The following is a 14,174-nucleotide window of genomic DNA, read 5'->3' on the forward strand; positions in this document are numbered from 1 at the left end:
TAGGTCATCGAAACACCACACTGATTCGGAGGCGGACGAATGATCGTAGTGGTTGATGAGCGAGAGCTCGTTAAGGACGGATATACATCACTCTTTGGGCGGGAAGGCATACCGTCCACGGGATTTGATCCACGCGAATTTGGCGAATGGGTCTCGACGGCGGCAGAGGGCGATATTGCTGCTGTCGAAGCGTTTTTGATCGGACAGGGACAGCACGTTCACGAGCTTCCCCGGGCGATTCGCGACAGGACCGCAGCGCCGGTCATCGCAGTCAGCGATCAACCCTCGCTCGAATCGACGCTTGCACTCTTCGATTGCGGCGTGGACGATGTCGTGCGCAAACCGGTGCATCCCCGCGAGATCCTGGCAAGGGCCGCGGCGATCCGCCGGAGGCTCAAGGCCATCAACAACTATACCGATATCGGACCGATTCGCGTTTTCGCGGATGGTCGTGATCCGGAGATCAACGGCGAGGTCTTCGCATTGCCGCGGCGCGAACGCCGCATCCTGGAGTATTTGATCGCCAATCGCGGTCGCCGGGTAACGAAGACACAGATCTTCAACGCCATCTACGGCATCTTCGACGAGGAAGTCGAAGAAAACGTGGTCGAAAGCCATATTTCGAAGCTTCGCAAAAAGCTTCGCAAGAAGCTTGATTTCGATCCAGTCGATTCCAAGCGTTTCCTTGGCTATTGCATCGATTGGGAATGAATCTTCCAAATAGCCTGCAATCTTCCGAATTTGACTATGTGCCCGGGAATCCAGCGATTCCCGGGCTTCTTTTTTGTGAAGCGCTCATTTGGTCGCCTCCCACGAAAAGGTGCGTAATGACTTACCTTCCGTGCTTTGCGAATGCCGTTTGCAGGTTTGTCGGGATACTCCGCGGGGCGTTTTCACAATGATCGGTTTTCTGTCCTCACAGACAGCTTCACGCAAGGCCCACCACCTACTCTCAGTCGCATGAAGGATAACGAGGATTCCAGATGAGGAATTTCGGCAGCGTGAGGGCAGTGATTGCGGAAAGGGATGTGCAGACGAATCGTCTGGGCGTCGCTTCCAGCATCGTCGTCCGTGCGGCGCCGGTCCGTCTTGATGGCCTCGCATGCCAAAATGTTTCCAGTCGGTCGTTTCGACCCCGCTCGGGTGACGCCAACGACAGTCTGTTCAACTCCGCCGGCCTCATTCTGATGGGCTATTCCGACACAGCCGGCGCGCCATCGGCCGATCTGCGGCGCTAAAACGAATAGGGTATCGAGTCAGTCATGACGCTCACAACAGCTCTCAACAACGCGCAGGCAATATTCAACAATACCGGCACGCAGAGCAGCGTCGTGTCGAACAATATCGCAAATGCGAACAATGCCGATTACTCGCGTCGACAGGCCGTGCTGACGACGAACGGTGCCGGCGCGCAAGTTGTCAAGATCGCTCGAAGCCAGGAGCCGGCGCTCCAGGCCGCCTATCTTTCCAACTCCTCGTCCGATGCGGCGCAGCAGCTGCTTTTGACTGCCTACAGCAATCTCCAGTCGGCGACGCTTGGCGGCAACAACAATGAGATCGCGCCAGCCACCTATCTGGCGGCTTTCCAGACCGCGATGCAGAATTATTCCGGTTCGCCGTCCAACACGACGGCGGCGAAATCGGCAATCAATGCGGCTCAGAGCCTGGTCACATCGCTCAACAATGCCACGACCGTTGTGCAGAATGCCCGTACGGATGCGGACAAACAGATCAGCTCCGATGTCGACACGTTGAATAGTCTGCTGAAGCAGTTCCAGACGGCGAACGATGCGGTGAAGTCGTCAACGGGGACCGCAGGTCCGACGTCGAGTGCGACTGCCGATGCGCTCGACCAGCGCGATTCGCTTCTGAAACAGATTTCACAGATCGTCGGCGTGACCGCGGTAACCCGCGGCAACAACGACATGGCGCTATATACCTCGAGCGGCACGACGCTCTTCGAGACCATCCCGCGTACGGTGACTTTCACACCGACGAACACCTACACGGCGGGAACGCAAGGCAACAATGTCTATATCGATGGGGTGGCGCTGACCCAGGGGCAGGGTGCCAGCACGACCGCACAGGGCAGCCTTCAGGCCGCGCTTCAGATTCGCGACAGTGTAGCGCCCACCTACCAGAAGCAGCTAGACGAGATCGCGCGCGGCCTGGTGACGACATTTGCCGAAACTACGTCCAATGGAGCAACCAAGGCTGCGGGCCTTTTCACCTACAATGGTGTGCCAGCCACCTGGGCCAGCGGTTCCGGATTGGATAGCGGCGCAGTTGTGACCGGCCTGGCTGGAACCCTCAAGCTCAACTCGGCCGCAGTTGCCAATCCGACCTTGCTGCGTGACGGCGGCATCAATGGCAACGCCTACATCACGAACCCGAGCTTTGATCCGTCAAATCCGTCAAAGCCACTGGATGCCGGCTATTCCGGGAAGCTTGATGGCCTCATCACCGCGATGAACACGAAAATTAGCTTCGACGGCGGTGCCGGTACAGACACCAGCGCCACTCTCATGAGCTATTCGGCCAGCTCCATCGGATGGCTCGAAGGCCAGCGCAGCACGGCAACCTCGGCGGCGGAAAATACGTCGGCGGCTCTGTCGCGTTCCTCGGGTGCCTACTCGAATGCAACCGGCGTCAACCTCGACGAAGAGCTGACGCTGATGATGGATATCGAACAGTCCTACAAGGCTGGAACCAAGATATTGAACGCAGTCAATGCGATGCTTCAATCTGTACTGGATATTGCGAGCTAAGCCATGAAACTCTCTTTCATCTCGAGCCAAGCCATTCAGAACGCCATGCGCCAGACGATCCGTCAGGCGCAGAACGAAATGTCGAGTGCCTCGACCGAGGCAACCACTGGCGTCTACGCCGATATCGGCGTCTCCCTCGGCAGCAACACCTCGCTCAGCGTCAATCTGACGAGAGAAGTTTCGCGCATTGATTCCATTCTGGGCAGCAACTCGATTGCAAACCAGCGGATGACCACGTCACAGACGGCTCTGACCGGCATGGGCTCGAACGCGCAGAAACTCATGGATCAGTTGGTGGCGCTGCGCGGCAACACCGATAGCAACAGCATTGCGCTGACCCAGCAGCTCGCGACCTCGACGCTGTCGAGCGTCATCGCTTCCGCCAACGTCATGGTCAACGGCGAGTATCTCTTTGCCGGCACCAACACCGACGTTCAGCCGATGACCGACAAGTCGGCAACGACGAACGCGGCGATCCAAACCGCGTTGGGGAACTATGCAACTAGCAAGGGCACAACGGTCGACAAGCTTACCGGCGCTCAGGTGAAGGATTTTATTACGACGACGGTTGAGCCGATGTTCACCTCCGACGCCGGCTGGTCGCAGTGGTCGAGCGCGTCGGACCAGAACATGACGAGCCGGATCAGCAATACCGACGTGGTTGAAACCTCGACCAACTCGAATTCTGCCGGCATGCGCTATCTGGCGCTCGCCACCAGCGTTACCAATGCGCTGATGAACACGACGCCCGCCCTCAGCCAGGATGCGCTGAGCGCGGTTACCGATCAGGCCATCAGCTACTCACGCCAGGCGATCGACGGGTTGAACAACCAGGCTAGCCAGCTCGGTCTGTCGCAATCGCGCCTGTCGGACGCGAACACGACGCTGAACGCACAGAAGACCATTCTCAATACCAACATAGGCGACCTCACAGGGGTGGATCCCTATGAGGCCTCCACAAAGGTCAACAGTCTTCAGACCCAGCTCGAAACAGCTTATACTATTGTCTCAAAGATCCAGCAGCTAAGCCTTGTAAATTACCTTTGATGATCAAAGGGACGGAATGACCAGGAAGGATGCATGAATGTATCAGTTCTCATATGCGGAAGTCATGCAGGATGCAGTGGCCGACGCCAAGGAGCGAGAACGACAAGTTCTGGACCGGTCGATAGCTCTTCTTTCTGCGGCCCGTGATGCGGAGAAATACGGCCGGGAAGCGATCGAAGCTCTCTATTATACGCAGCGCGTATGGGTGAGTTTTGTCGAGGACCTCAAAAGTCCTGAGAACCAGCTGAACATCGAACTACGGGCCAATATCATCTCGATCGCCATCTGGATTTTGAAGGAATGCGATCGAATCCGGCGGCGCCAGTCGGTAAATTTTCAAGGCATCATCGATGTCACCACCATCATCAGGGATGGACTTAAATGAAAAGTACGCTTCGCATATCGCTCAAAGCCGGGGAAAAGATTTTTATCAACGGGGCCGTTCTGCGCGTCGATCGCAAGGTCGCCCTGGAATTCCTGAATGATGTGACATTCCTGCTTGAAAACCATGTGCTTCAGCCAGAAGACGCGACCACCCCGATGCGTCAGCTCTACTTCATCGCACAGATGATCCTCATCAATCCCGAGGGCAAAGAGCAGTCGACGGCAATGTTCCGCAAGTCGATCGTCATGCTGCTGTCATGCTTCCACAATGAGGAAGTGCTGGCTGAGCTCAAGCGTATCGACGGCCTCGTCGCAACGGGGCGTGCCTTCGATGCATTGAAGGCAATTCGTGGGCTCTATCCGATCGAAGACAGCATTCTGAACAACCAGGAGATGCCGGCGGCGACGATCGAGCATATCCGCCGGGAGATCGCCCCATGGCAGCGGTAGACGCCGTTGCCGGCGCTGCCGGAAGCTCGTCTTCGAGCAATTCTTCGAAAACGGCTGCCGGCGCGGCCGTAAGCGCCAACCTGAATTACAACAACTTCCTGCAGCTTCTCGTTGCCCAGATGAAGAATCAGGATCCGACCGATCCGATGGATGCCAGCCAGCAGATTTCTCAGCTGGCCAGCTTCTCTCAGGTTGAACAGCAGATCCAGACGAATTCGCATCTCGAAACGGTGCTGCAGAACCAGTGGATCTCGCAGGCCTCCGATTATATCGGCAAGCAGATCATGAGCGCCGACGGCAAGACGACGGGCACCATCAAGGAAGTAACCGTCTACACCGACGGTATCATTGCCCAAACCAATGCCGGCGACAAAATTCTGATCCAGGCCGGCGTGACCATCGCTCCGGCAGGCACGACCATTGATACGCCGCCCTCGTCGAGTGATAATAGCACTGACGATTCGTCGAATCAGAATACGGATTCGACCGGCAGCTAATGAGTAGCTGCCGAACCACGGGATGATGCTGCATGAATGAAGCCGACGCGTTGGATATCTTCCAGGCAGCAATCTGGACCGTGCTCGTAGCTTCCGGCCCGGCCGTGCTCGCTGCGATGGCGGTAGGCTTGGTGATTGCCTTGATCCAGGCCTTGACCCAGGTTCAGGAAGCGACGTTGACCTTCGTGCCGAAGATCGTTGCCGTCATGGTGACCATCGGCATCACCGCTCCCTTTGTCGGTTCGCAGATTTCGATTTTCACCAATCTCGTCTTCTCGCGCATCCAGTCTGGCTTCTAAAGCGGTTTTCCGCAACGCTGCGCATAGAATGCAAGGCATGTGGCGGTTTTGCGAGAGCGGCGACCAGCGGGCCGAAGCGTGGCGGATCTGAAGGATCGCGGTGCGCTTTAGGAACCCCATGCCATCGCTAAAATAGTATTTGGGATCACGCGCTTCGCCGGCCATAGCCATTCTCGCGCAAGCTTCGCCTTTTAAAGATCGGTTCGAATAGGGCAGGCGGGTCAGCCGTTTGCCTCCTCTCATGAAGAGACGGAAAATCGGTCGATGGCACAACCACCCGCACTAGCGCTCCCAAAAGCGAATCCCAGCGTCCGTGATATCGGGTTTGCCCTCGGTATCATGGTCATCCTTTGCGTGCTGTTTCTGCCGATCCCGGCATTTCTGATCGACCTCGGGCTTGCCTTTTCGATCGCGCTTTCAGTGCTGATCCTCATGGTCGCATTGTGGATCAAGAAGCCGCTGGAATTCTCGTCTTTCCCGACGATCCTGCTGATCGCCACGATGACGCGACTTGCGTTGAATATCGCGACCACACGCGTCATTCTTTCCCATGGTTATGAAGGGCACGACGCCGCAGGCGGCGTCATCGCCGGCTTTGCGAGCCTGGTGATGTCGGGCGATTTCGTCATCGGTCTGATCGTCTTCCTGATCCTCATCACCATCAACTTCATCGTCATCACCAAGGGTGCGACGCGTATCGCCGAAGTCGGCGCCCGCTTTACCCTGGATGCCATCCCCGGCAAGCAGATGGCGATCGATGCCGACCTTTCGGCCGGCCTGATCGACGAGAAGGAAGCGCAGCGTCGTCGTCGCGAACTGGAAGAGGAAAGCTCCTTCTTCGGTGCGATGGACGGTGCCTCGAAATTCGTGCGCGGTGATGCCGTTGCCGGCCTCTTGATCACCTGCATCAATATCTTCGGCGGCATCATCATCGGTTATTTCCGTCATGGCATGCCGATCGGCCAGGCTGCGGATGTCTTCGTCAAGCTTTCCGTCGGCGACGGTCTGGTGTCGCAGATGCCGGCACTCGTCGTGTCGCTCGCCGCTGGTCTCCTCGTCTCCCGCGGCGGCACGGCTGGTTCCACTGACCAGGCGGTCATCAATCAGCTGAGCGGCTATCCGCGCGCACTCGCCGTCTCGGCCGTCCTTATGGGCATTCTTGCCGTGATGCCCGGCATGCCTTTCTTTCCCTTCGTGTTCCTTGGCGGCCTGCTGGCTTCCGGCGCCTGGTTCATCCCGCGCCAGATCGAGGCCGAGAACAAGCTTCGCCGCGACGCCGAAGAGCAGAAGGTGATGCAGACGAAGGAGATGGAGAAGGACTCGGTCAAGTCGGTGCTGAAAACAGCCGAGATCGAACTGGCGCTCGGCAAGATCGTCTCCACGCGCCTGCTCGGCGCCCATCAGGAATTGGCCTTCCGCGTCGGCAAGATGCGCAAGAAATTCGCCACGCAGTACGGCTTCGTCGTGCCGGAGATCAAGGTGATCGACGACATGGGCATTGCCGACAAATCCTACCAGATCCGCATCCACGGAACGACGATCGCTTCCAACATGCTGCGCGTCGGCGAAGTCCTCGTGGTCACCGGCTCCGGCCGCAAGCCGACCGTTCCGGGCGACGAGATTCGCGAACCGGCTTTCGGCATGCCTGCCGTCTCGGTCCTCGAGGCGTTCACCGAGGATCTGAAGCGCGAAGGCTTCCAGCCGATCGACAACGTCTCCGTGGTGCTCACCCATATGAGCGAGGTTATCCGCAACAACCTGCCGGCACTTCTGTCCTATAAGGACGTGAAGATCCTGATCGAGCGGCTCGACCCGGAATACAAGAAGCTGGCCGACGAAATCTGCTCGTCGCACATGTCCTATTCCGGTCTGCAGGCGGTGCTCAAGCTCCTGCTCGCCGAGCGCGTCTCCATCCGCAATCTGCATCTTATCCTCGAAGCCGTCGCAGAACTTGCGCCGCATGTCCGCAAGACCGAGCAGATCGTCGAGCATGTCCGCGTGCGCATGGCGCAGCAGCTCTGCGGCGATCTTGCCGACAATGGCGTGTTGCGCGTCCTGCGCCTCGGCAGCAAATGGGACCTGATCTTCCATCAGGCGCTCAAGCGCGACCAGAAGGGCGAGATCGTCGAATTCGACATCGATCCGCGCAGCCTGGAAGAGTTCAGCGAGCAGGCCGGCAAAGTTATCCGTGAATACATGGACCGCGGCATGCCCTTCGTCCTTGTCACGTCGCCGGAAACGCGCTCCTATGTGCGCATGATCATCGAACGCCTGTTCGCGACCCTTCCGGTCCTGTCGCATGTGGAATTGGCCAAGGGGATCGAGATCAAGATTCTAGGTTCGATTTCATGATACCTGACCCCCAGGGGACCATTCTGGCGCTTTTCGTCGCCTTCTGCCGCATCGGCGGCTGCATAATGGTGCTCCCGGGATTTTCGTCAGGCCGCATACCTGTGCAGATCAGGCTTCTGCTCGCTGTCGCCTTGTCGATGGCCGTCCTGCCGCTGCTCTGGAGCACCATCTATCCGGCAGTGGCAAATGGCGGCGCCAGCTACATCGGACTGATTTTCACGGAAACGGTCATCGGCCTGATGTACGGCATGATGGCCCGCATCTATACGCTCGGCTTGCAGTTTGCCGGTACTGTCATATCGATGCTGATCGGCTTCAACGCGCCGGCCGGCGCGGATATCATTGACGATTCGAGCGAGACCTCACTGACGAGCTTCATCAGCTTTTGCGGGCTGATGATCCTCTTCATTCTGGATTTCCATCACTATGTTCTCCAGGCGCTGGTCGATTCCTATTCGGTCATTCCGTTCGGTGGCCATATCGATCCACGATCCGCGCTGATCTCCATCACCGATACCCTGTCGACGACTTTTTTCATCATGCTGAGGCTGTCGAGCCCGTTTCTGTTGTACGGCATGATGTTCCAGATCTCGATCGGCTTCATCAACAAGCTGGCGCCGCAGATCCCGATCTACTTCATTTCCACCCCCTATCTTCTGATGGGCGGGCTATTCATGCTCTATTTGAGCGTCGCGGCGATGATCAATCAGTTCTCCGGTGCGTTTCTTACCGTCTTCAATGGGCATTAGCCGATGAGCAGCGACGCCAGGAGGCATATGTTCGAGGCGACCGGTGACGTCAGCTTGGTGGGCAGGTAGACGATGGCCGAGCAAAGCCGTTCCGAAAAACTGAAGCGTCTGGTTGCGGTGCAGCGCCATCTGGAGCGTATCGCCGAAAACGAGCTTGCCGATACCACCCGTCATCGCCTGGATGTAACCGAATCGATGGAGCGGGTCATGGATGCCATTGGCTCGTCCGACCCTGTGCATATGGCGTTTTCCGTCCATTATGCCGAGCGCTACGGCCGCCTGACCATCAAGGATCAGCAGCTGGAGGGCATTCAGACGCTGATTCAGATGAAGGTCCAGCAGGAGCGCACCAAGGGTGACCGGCTGGAGGAGCATATGAAGGATGCCCGCGAGCTTGAAACTCGCGAAGCCGACGACAATGCGGTCTATGACATTATCGACCAGCGCTTCGCCGGCGCAACGCCAGCCTCCAGCAAGCTTCAAAATTCATAATCGCAGCGATCACGGAGCATGGCATGCATCACAAGGTTGCCAGCCTGCTCCGACCGTTTGATTCGACATGCCAAGCGAGCGCCTTCGGGTTTTCGGGAGCGTGCGATAGCAGAAGGAGACGTGACGTGGCTATTTCGCCTCCGAGTGATTTGGTTCTGGACGTTGTCAGGGCCGCGAATCCGGACGATGTCCAGGTTGCCCAGGCGAAACTTGCTGCCAACAAGGTCGCTTTTGCCGCCACCAGCCTCGCCGAAAACGGCAATGGCTTCGGCGCGGCCGTCGATGCGCTGAACAGCGCCTCGACGCAGGCTGGCCTCGGCAACGCCAGCACGCATGCCGGCCCCTCGAAGGTGCCGCAGGTCTACCGCAAGTTCGAGGCGATGGTGCTGCAGAACTTCGTCAAGAACATGCTGCCGAGCAGCGAGACGCTCTACGGCAAGGGTTCTGCCGGCGAAATCTGGAAGGGCATGATGGCCGAACAGCTGGGCAATACGCTCGCCAAGGACGGCGGCGTCGGCATTGCCGAGAAGATGTACAAGGAACAGGTCGACAAGATGCGCAACAGCGGCGTTGCCAATGCCACGACCGACGAGAACGACAAGAAGATGGCGTTGAGCGCCATCACGGATTTTCAGCGCAAGACGCTTGCTGCACATGACGCCAATGACGGCGACAAGAGCATTACAAATCAGAATACGCTGACGTCCCAGAGAGCATAAGCGAGGTAACAACATGGAAGTGATGTCACAGGACTATCGGATCAAGTCTGTCCTTGGCCGCCTGGAGATGATTATCGACAACGAGAACAACCGGATCGGCAGCGACCCGGAATTCGATCTCAAGGTGTCGAACGCTCACAAGAGCCGCTGCCTCTACGAACTGTCGATGCTGTTTCGTGATACCGATCCGGCGGATCTCGCTGTTACGCATGTCGAGCAGCTGCATGGGTTGAAGAAGAAGCTGGTGGTGAATGCCCGCCGCGTCGAGGCTCATCTCGAGGCCGTCCGCGCCGTTGCCGACATTCTGAAGAATGCGGCGCAGAACGCCGATACCGATGGCACCTATTCGCAGGAGCAATTCCGCGTCCGTGAGGCCGGATGATCAAGCTTGTGCTCACCGGCCTTTGGGTCTGCGCGGTAACATTGGCTTCGGTCTATTTTTCGGTGCAGACGGCGACGGCGCCCGTGATCAGCCCTGACGACGCCAAGAAGGCGCAGCAGGAACTGGTCAAGGGCGAATCGATCAATGTCCCCGTTATCGCCAACGGCCAGGTGACCGGCTATTTCCTGACGCGCATCTCCTTCATGATGGAGAAGGGCAAGGCGACTGCGTTGCAGATACCCTTGCCTGAGTTGACCACCGACGAGCTTTTTTCGCTGCTCGTCGGCAACAATGCGATCGATATTTCCCACACACAGAATTTCGACGTCGCGGCTTTCCGCAGCGATTTGAAGAAGCGGATGAACGAGCGGCTTGGCGGTGACTATGTCGCTGACGTCCTGATCGAACAGCTCGACTACCTGTCCAAGGAAGAAACCCATGGCGGGGAAAGCATCGGCAAGAGGACGGTCAAGCCGGTAAAAATCCTGCCGGATGCGGCAACGACCAAGGTTTCGGCCGAATAGATTCCTTGATCTGCAGGTGAGGCTGTTCCCTGGCGGAGCGGCCACCAGCCGTTTGCCACCATCGACATGCTTAACAAGGCATTGATGATTTCAAGTAATTGCTGCTTTTTGTCCTAACGGAAGCTTGGGATTGCTTTGCTATAAGCAACCTCCAGCAATGCCCCTATCGTTGCCGCGCCGATGATTGGCGAAGGGACAGGGCCTTGCAATACCGGTGTTTTTCATGTCGATGACGCCGGCAGGAGGTTGTTGGATTGAACCAGGTTGCTGATTTTGCCGTCGTTGCGTCGCGCCGTATGATCTTTGATCTGCCGGTTTGTGATCTTGATTGGGAAGATGCGTTGACCTTCGTCAACGAACTCGCATCCTTGCCCGTCGGTCAGACGTCGATCTCCTTCGTCAACGCCCATAACATGCTGGTGATGCTGCGCGATGGCAACTACCGCGAGGTTCTGGAGCGCAATCTCGTCCTTCCCGATGGCGTGGGCCTCGATATCGCCTCTCGCGTTGCGCATGGCGAACCCTTTCCGGCCAATCTGAATGGTACGGATTTCGTTCCGGCATTGTTGACCTTCATGGAGCGGCCGAAGCGCATCGGCTTGCTCGGCGGCCGCCGTTCGGTGGTCGAAAAGGCAGCCGAAAAGCTGCGGCAGCATGCGCCTTGGCACGAATTCACCGTCATCTCCGATGGCTTCTTCGATCCGGAGAAAAGCAATGCGGTCACGGCAGAAATCAGCCGGCAGAAGATCGATATCCTGATCGTCGGCATGGGTACGCCACTGCAGGAAAAGTGGGTGGCCGAACATATCGGGCCGCAGCACGCGCGGCTGGTTCTGACTGTAGGCGCACTCTTCGATTTCGTTTCCGGCACAGTCCCGCGTGCGCCGGCTTTGGTGCGTGCGTTGCGCAGCGAGTGGCTGTTCCGCCTGGTCCTGGAGCCGAACAGGCTCTGGCGGCGCTATATGCTGGGCGTGCCGCTCTTCCTTTATCAGGTCATCAGGCATCAGTTCGGCCGCAAGGAGCGGATCGGCCGCACGGAGACGCAGCAGACGAGGCCGCGCCTCATGCCCCCCAATAAACTGGCAAGCTAAAGCGCGTCGCGATCTCTAAGATTCGCTTCACGCGCTTTAGCTCTTTGATTTCACGCATGTCGCAGCCGCAGAACCGCTGCACACTTTGCGCGGCATGCTCTAGCTCCTCACACGCGGGCGTTAACCCTTTCTTTGCTATGAAAGTTTAGAGTGGGTTAACATTTGCATTGGTCGCGAGGCCAAGCGCGTGAGATGACCCGCCATGTTTGAGAGCAAACCCAGGACCGGATTATACGCCGACGATGCCGAAACCTTCGAGCTTTCGCGCAGGTCGGCCGAACATGCGTCACCAGACCGTGATGAGGACGTTTACGGCCGTGCCGATTTGCGCGCCGCCAATTCCGATGATCCGCGCGATGCGGAGCTGCGTGCGATCCTTCGCCGAAGGCTGAACGGCGATCCCTATCCCGTATCGGGCAGGAAGGCACCGCAGGCTGAGGAAATGCCGCAGGTTCAGCCACTGACCGAGCAGATTGGCAGCATCCTGGGCCATCGTTACGGGAGTGATGAGCCCGCCGTTAAGCCGGAGCCCGTGCCAGACCTGCTGGAATTCGTGCCGGACCTGCTTGATGGCGAACCCGAGACGGGTTTCCCCGTCGCTCTGCCTCGCCGCCGCAATTGGTCTCTCAGCATCGGTTCCCTCGGTTTCATCATGGCAACGGCACTGGCCGGTGCGGCCATACCGACATTGCTCGCGCCGCCGCCGCTCTATGTCTCTCAGGCATTTTTGCATGCGGAAGGCGAGGGAAGGGCACGTCAGTCCGTGTTGAATATCGCGGCAAGGCGTGCAGTTGCTCCTTCGGCGCTGTCCGATGTGGTCGCCCGGTTGAGGCTCGACCGCGATCCGGAATTCACCGGCACTCGTGCCGGCGCCCTCGGCGTCGCCATGGAGCTCCTGTCCGGCAATGGTGGCGCATCGGATGCGCCGTCCCGCGCACAAGCAACCCTTCGCAAGAGCGTTGACGTCGGTATTGACGATGCGACCGGCCTCCTGCGGCTCACCGTTACCTCTGGCGACCCGGCCAGATCCGCTGATATCGCCAACCGTCTGGTGGTTGCCACCATTTATGACTCCGCCGTCGTGCAGGCGGCAGCTGCTTCGAATGCAGTCGACACGGCAACCGGCCGCAGCCGCAAGGAACTCGACCGCGCCACCGCTGCGCTCGCCGAATTCAAGGCGGAATACGGCGACGACAAGATCGCTGCCGCGCTGGCGCTGCAGGATCAACGACGTCAGCTGGACAGCGAAATCAAGACGGCGGAGCTGGCGGTGCGTACCGCCAAGGCGAATGTCGCGGCAGCCAGATCGGCAACGCCCGCATCGCTGATGAGCGGCGCTCTGCCGGCGGATCTCACCTCCCCCGGCCTCGACGATCTGCGCAGCCGCTATAGCGCAGCCAAGTCACAGCTCGCCCAGCTTGCGACGCAGCTTGGTCCACGCCATCCGCGCCTGCTCGCACAGCAGGCAACCGTCGACGACCTTGCCGCTAATCTTCGTGGCCAATTGCAGCGGCTTGTCAGCAGCAGTGATGCAGCCCTGAAGACTGCGCTCGACAAGCAGGGGGCGCTTTCCATACAAATGACTGCGCTCAGCCAGAAGAGCACGGATGTCGATATCGCTCGGCTCGGGCAGCTGCGAGATGCGGTTGCCGCTGCGCAAAGCCGCTTTGATGCCGATCAGCAGAATGCGGCTCTGGCGCCCTCGGAAGTCAGGCCTCCCATGACGGTCATTTCGCAGGCCGTCGCGGCCGCTGCTCCGATCGACGACCATCTGGCAAGCAATCAGTTGACCGGCTTCCTGGCGGGTCTCGGCCTGTCGCTTGGTCTTGTTTTCCTGCGGAAATGGTTGGCCGGTGCTGCGGAAGCCGAGGACCGCGAGATCGGTCATGCCGCGGCGCAGGTGCCGGTTCCTCCCTACCAGATCGAACCATTCCCCGCGCAATTGCCTGGGATACTCCGCGAGGACGACGGCGAGCCGTTCCGCGATACAGAGACCCCAAGCGCCCCGGCCGACGAATGGCTGCGGGTGCGGCAGGAACTGGCGGAACTGCGCTCGAAAGTCGAAACATACGCCGCGCGCAGGCACGCTGGGCTCGATTGACGCGGCTGCCGTTTTCTCCTTGCAATTACCGCTTTCAGACACCATAGGGCGTTGGCAGGCAATTCCGTGCGGCTGATGGTTTGTAGATTGGCGCATGTCCAGGAAAGCAGCGCAATGCTTTTCCGTTCGGACTGCGCAGTGAAGCATAAGGGATGAGCGTTGCCTCGGTTCGAGGAAAAGCGGAAGCGCTCTAGCGTCGAATTCATATCGGGAGACCAGCGTGACAACAGTGATCGATGGCAAGGCTGCAGCGGCTTCGGTGATCGAGGCGGTGAAGGTTGCAGCAGCGGGGCTCGAAGCTGAGGCCGGGGTGAAGACC

The 14,174-nt window shown here is 58.6% G+C and carries 16 protein-coding genes and 1 pseudogene; all 17 read left to right on the forward strand.

All coding sequences use genetic code 11. The features are described 5' to 3' along the window. The first annotated feature begins 39 nt into the window (after positions 1–39). Entirely contained in the window at positions 40–711 is a 672-nt protein-coding gene (rem, locus tag ACIQJ2_RS24255) for a transcriptional activator Rem (protein WP_199090066.1), read from the forward strand. Positions 712–1,028: 317 nt separating this feature from the next. Beyond that, complete coding sequence (locus tag ACIQJ2_RS24260) at positions 1,029–1,238, forward strand: hypothetical protein (RefSeq protein WP_400676080.1); 210 nt, start codon at positions 1,029–1,031, stop codon at positions 1,236–1,238. A gap of 24 nt (positions 1,239–1,262) precedes the next feature. Beyond that, positions 1,263–2,768, forward strand: a complete 1,506-nt coding sequence (flgK, locus tag ACIQJ2_RS24265; protein ID WP_400676078.1) for a flagellar hook-associated protein FlgK — start codon at positions 1,263–1,265, stop codon at positions 2,766–2,768. Between the two features lie 3 nt (positions 2,769–2,771). Beyond that, a complete protein-coding gene (locus tag ACIQJ2_RS24270; RefSeq protein ID WP_400676076.1) occupies positions 2,772–3,815 on the forward strand; it encodes a flagellar hook-associated family protein in 1,044 nt (347 codons plus the stop codon). Positions 3,816–3,852: 37 nt separating this feature from the next. Then, positions 3,853–4,200, forward strand: a complete 348-nt coding sequence (flaF, locus tag ACIQJ2_RS24275; protein WP_199150948.1) for a flagellar biosynthesis regulator FlaF — start codon at positions 3,853–3,855, stop codon at positions 4,198–4,200. Further along, complete coding sequence (gene flbT / locus ACIQJ2_RS24280; protein ID WP_199150949.1) at positions 4,197–4,649, forward strand: flagellar biosynthesis repressor FlbT; 453 nt, start codon at positions 4,197–4,199, stop codon at positions 4,647–4,649. Before flaF ends, flbT begins: the two co-directional genes overlap by 4 nt. Next, the gene (gene flgD / locus ACIQJ2_RS24285; protein ID WP_199150950.1) at positions 4,637–5,146 is read left to right on the forward strand and encodes a flagellar hook assembly protein FlgD; all 510 of its coding nucleotides are present in this window, start codon (positions 4,637–4,639) and stop codon (positions 5,144–5,146) included. The genes flbT and flgD overlap by 13 nt, the downstream gene beginning before the upstream one ends. Before the next feature lie 32 nt (positions 5,147–5,178). Next, complete coding sequence (gene fliQ / locus ACIQJ2_RS24290; protein ID WP_199150951.1) at positions 5,179–5,445, forward strand: flagellar biosynthesis protein FliQ; 267 nt, start codon at positions 5,179–5,181, stop codon at positions 5,443–5,445. Between the two features lie 264 nt (positions 5,446–5,709). Beyond that, positions 5,710–7,797: a flagellar biosynthesis protein FlhA gene (flhA, locus tag ACIQJ2_RS24295; protein WP_199150952.1), complete on the forward strand. Its 2,088-nt coding sequence runs from the start codon at positions 5,710–5,712 to the stop codon at positions 7,795–7,797. After that, positions 7,794–8,546 carry a flagellar biosynthetic protein FliR gene (fliR, locus tag ACIQJ2_RS24300; protein WP_400676073.1) on the forward strand — a complete coding sequence of 251 codons (753 nt, stop codon included), beginning with the start codon at positions 7,794–7,796 and terminating at the stop codon, positions 8,544–8,546. Before flhA ends, fliR begins: the two co-directional genes overlap by 4 nt. Before the next feature lie 72 nt (positions 8,547–8,618). Beyond that, positions 8,619–9,038, forward strand: a complete 420-nt coding sequence (locus tag ACIQJ2_RS24305) for a hypothetical protein (RefSeq protein WP_199150954.1) — start codon at positions 8,619–8,621, stop codon at positions 9,036–9,038. Between the two features lie 125 nt (positions 9,039–9,163). Beyond that, complete coding sequence (locus ACIQJ2_RS24310; protein WP_400676071.1) at positions 9,164–9,757, forward strand: rod-binding protein; 594 nt, start codon at positions 9,164–9,166, stop codon at positions 9,755–9,757. A gap of 13 nt (positions 9,758–9,770) precedes the next feature. Then, complete coding sequence (locus tag ACIQJ2_RS24315; protein WP_199150956.1) at positions 9,771–10,139, forward strand: hypothetical protein; 369 nt, start codon at positions 9,771–9,773, stop codon at positions 10,137–10,139. Next, complete coding sequence (locus ACIQJ2_RS24320; RefSeq protein ID WP_400676069.1) at positions 10,136–10,663, forward strand: hypothetical protein; 528 nt, start codon at positions 10,136–10,138, stop codon at positions 10,661–10,663. The genes ACIQJ2_RS24315 and ACIQJ2_RS24320 overlap by 4 nt, the downstream gene beginning before the upstream one ends. Positions 10,664–10,917: 254 nt before the next feature. Then, positions 10,918–11,754 (forward strand): WecB/TagA/CpsF family glycosyltransferase, encoded by an 837-nt coding sequence (locus tag ACIQJ2_RS24325; protein WP_400676067.1) that lies wholly within the window; start codon positions 10,918–10,920, stop codon positions 11,752–11,754. A 202-nt stretch (positions 11,755–11,956) separates the two neighbouring features. After that, positions 11,957–13,855: a succinoglycan biosynthesis transport protein gene (locus ACIQJ2_RS24330; RefSeq protein WP_400676065.1), complete on the forward strand. Its 1,899-nt coding sequence runs from the start codon at positions 11,957–11,959 to the stop codon at positions 13,853–13,855. 220 nt (positions 13,856–14,075) lie between these two features. Further along, positions 14,076–14,174: pseudogene (locus ACIQJ2_RS24335) on the forward strand (bifunctional methylenetetrahydrofolate dehydrogenase/methenyltetrahydrofolate cyclohydrolase); the annotation flags it as partial.

Origin of the sequence: Rhizobium sp. NPDC092011 (genome assembly GCF_044756305.1) — a bacterium.
In the GTDB taxonomy this organism is placed as follows: Bacteria; Pseudomonadota; Alphaproteobacteria; order Rhizobiales; family Rhizobiaceae; genus Rhizobium.

Bases quoted from the DNA above. Each gene is read 5' to 3' on its own strand.
- rem (WP_199090066.1), top strand. From the start codon at position 40: ATGATCGTAGTGGTTGATGAGCGAGAGCTCGTTAAGGACGGATATACA.
- ACIQJ2_RS24305 (WP_199150954.1), top strand. From the start codon at position 8,619: ATGGCCGAGCAAAGCCGTTCCGAAAAACTGAAGCGTCTGGTTGCGGTG.
- ACIQJ2_RS24315 (WP_199150956.1), top strand. From the start codon at position 9,771: ATGGAAGTGATGTCACAGGACTATCGGATCAAGTCTGTCCTTGGCCGC.
- ACIQJ2_RS24330 (WP_400676065.1), top strand. From the start codon at position 11,957: ATGTTTGAGAGCAAACCCAGGACCGGATTATACGCCGACGATGCCGAA.
- fliR (WP_400676073.1), top strand. From the start codon at position 7,794: ATGATACCTGACCCCCAGGGGACCATTCTGGCGCTTTTCGTCGCCTTC.
- flhA (WP_199150952.1), top strand. From the start codon at position 5,710: ATGGCACAACCACCCGCACTAGCGCTCCCAAAAGCGAATCCCAGCGTC.
- flbT (WP_199150949.1), top strand. From the start codon at position 4,197: ATGAAAAGTACGCTTCGCATATCGCTCAAAGCCGGGGAAAAGATTTTT.
- ACIQJ2_RS24270 (WP_400676076.1), top strand. From the start codon at position 2,772: ATGAAACTCTCTTTCATCTCGAGCCAAGCCATTCAGAACGCCATGCGC.
- flgD (WP_199150950.1), top strand. From the start codon at position 4,637: ATGGCAGCGGTAGACGCCGTTGCCGGCGCTGCCGGAAGCTCGTCTTCG.
- fliQ (WP_199150951.1), top strand. From the start codon at position 5,179: ATGAATGAAGCCGACGCGTTGGATATCTTCCAGGCAGCAATCTGGACC.
- flgK (WP_400676078.1), top strand. From the start codon at position 1,263: ATGACGCTCACAACAGCTCTCAACAACGCGCAGGCAATATTCAACAAT.
- flaF (WP_199150948.1), top strand. From the start codon at position 3,853: ATGTATCAGTTCTCATATGCGGAAGTCATGCAGGATGCAGTGGCCGAC.
- ACIQJ2_RS24320 (WP_400676069.1), top strand. From the start codon at position 10,136: ATGATCAAGCTTGTGCTCACCGGCCTTTGGGTCTGCGCGGTAACATTG.